The 2,029-nt window shown below is 34.0% G+C and carries 1 protein-coding gene; it reads left to right on the top strand.

Features of this window, described 5'->3' with window-relative positions:
- Nucleotides 1-296: 296 nt before the first annotated feature.
- A complete protein-coding gene (locus V7183_RS21470) occupies nt 297-2,018 on the top strand; it encodes a DNA topoisomerase (RefSeq protein ID WP_335360771.1) in 1,722 nt (573 codons plus the stop codon).
- Nucleotides 2,019-2,029: the final 11 nt, after the last annotated feature.

The following is a 2,029-nucleotide window of genomic DNA, read 5'->3' as shown; positions in this document are numbered from 1 at the left end:
TATGACTATACTAACTCCAGTATAAAAAGCATGATTTGTATTATGAAATAATGCCCTGCAATGAATTTCCAGATGGTGCATATGTAGCATATTGCCAGGGGCATCTTTTAACTTTTGATGAAGAAAAAATGGGGACTAACACCCCATGGAGTTTATCAAGATTGCCACTAATGCCTGAGAACTATTTTTATAAACCTATTAAAGGCAGAGAAAAACATGTTAGAACAATAAAAAAACTGGCTAATGATCCTAAAGTTACAATGTTTATTAACTGTTGTGACTCAGCAAGAGAGGGCATGAAAAAATATACCGATATAATAAGATTCGTCACAACAAGAAATCTTCCAACTAAATGTTTATGGATTTCTTCTTTAACGCCATCTGCAATTAAAAAAGGAATGCAAGAATTAGTTCCATATAAATCAAAAGAAAATTTATATCACAGTGCTCATGCACGTGCAATTGCAGATTTCCTAGTAGGTGTAAATCTATCAAGGTCTGTATCGTTAAGAATGCAATTAGAATTTGCAAATAGACAATCTGAAAATGGTGATTTAAATGGTTTTAAAAGAGAGGTATTTTCAATTGGAAGGTGTCAATCTCCAACGCTGCGTCTTGTTTATGATCGTATTAAAGAAATAGAAGCTCATATGCCAGAACCTTTTTGGACCTTAACAGGGACTTTTGAAATGAATGGTAAAGAATACACTGGAAAATGGTTCAAGGAAGAAAAGAATCGTTTTGATAGTGAGGAGGCTATAGAGGAACTTTCAATTCGATTGTTAGAAGAAACAGCTATTATAAAAAAAGTGAAAAAAGAACGTAAAGCTTTTAAGCCACCTCAATTTTTTGATTTAACCAGACTGCAATCTACAGCAAATAGATTATTTAAAATGGATCCTAAGGATACCCTTCATCATGCAGAAAACTTGTATTTAGCTGGCTTGTTGTCATATCCTCGTGCAGATAATCCATATATTACAGCAGCTGAAGCACCTATTCTTTCTACGGTTTTAGAAAAGTTAAAGTATACCGAGGAATATTCAAAATACTTACCTGCTCCAATACTCAGTACTGATTTGTCTTCACGTTATATAAACGAGAAAAAGGTTTCAGATCATCATGGAATTATACTATTAGACGTTCCTACGGATTTTTCGAAATTAAATTCTGGAGAAAAAGCAATATATGATTTGGTTGTGAAACGCGTTATTGCTGCGCATCACGAAGATGCATTATATGATTTTACTTCAATTATCACAGTTGTAGATGACACCGAAACGTTTTTAACCAAAGGAAAACAAGAGGTGAATTTAGGGTGGAAGATGTTATATCAGAAAGAACAAATTTCTGAAGAGGAAGAAGAAAGTGACGAAGTAGCCCATTTACCAGATGTAAATGAAGGAGATACAGGAACGATTATTGATACAGAAATTAATAAGGGAATGACTAAGGCTCCTCCGTATTTGACACCTGGGACATTAGTTGAATTAATGGAAAATTGCGGCTCACTTATGGAACATAAAGAAATGCAAAAAATTCTAAAGAAAACAAGCGGAATAGGTACTGTAGCAACGCGTGATGGGATTATTCATACATTGTATGATCGTGGATATATAGTAAATAAGAATAATAAGGTGCTTTTATTAGAGAAGGGCCGGATGCTAATGGATGCACTTGGTGACAAGATGATTGTTTGTTCACCTGAATTAACGGCAAAATGGGAAAATGTATTAGAGGCAATATCTGATGGTCGAGTCGACTATAAGCAATTTATAGGTAAGGCTGAAAAATTAGTTATAAAGCTACTAAACGATATTGAACAAATCTCTAAAACATGGAATTTAGATTCATCAATTAAAAAGATAGAGGAAGCTAAAAGGAAAGAAGAGGAAAAGATGTTACTTGGTTCATGTCTAAAGTGCGGTAGTCAAGTTGTTCTAAAAAAAGGGTTTTATGGCTGCTCAGCTTATAGTACAACAGGTTATGATTTTCAGATTAATGAGAAGATTGGATAGGCTACACTGAA

Origin of the sequence: Bacillus sp. JJ1127 (assembly GCF_036965845.1) — a bacterium.
Taxonomy (GTDB): Bacteria; Bacillota; Bacilli; order Bacillales; family Bacillaceae_G; genus Bacillus_A.
Note: the sequence above shows the minus strand (reverse complement) of the source record. Positions and strands in the feature narration are given on the sequence as shown.

Bases quoted from the DNA above. Each gene is read 5' to 3' on its own strand.
- V7183_RS21470 (WP_335360771.1), top strand. From the start codon at position 297: ATGAAAAAATATACCGATATAATAAGATTCGTCACAACAAGAAATCTT.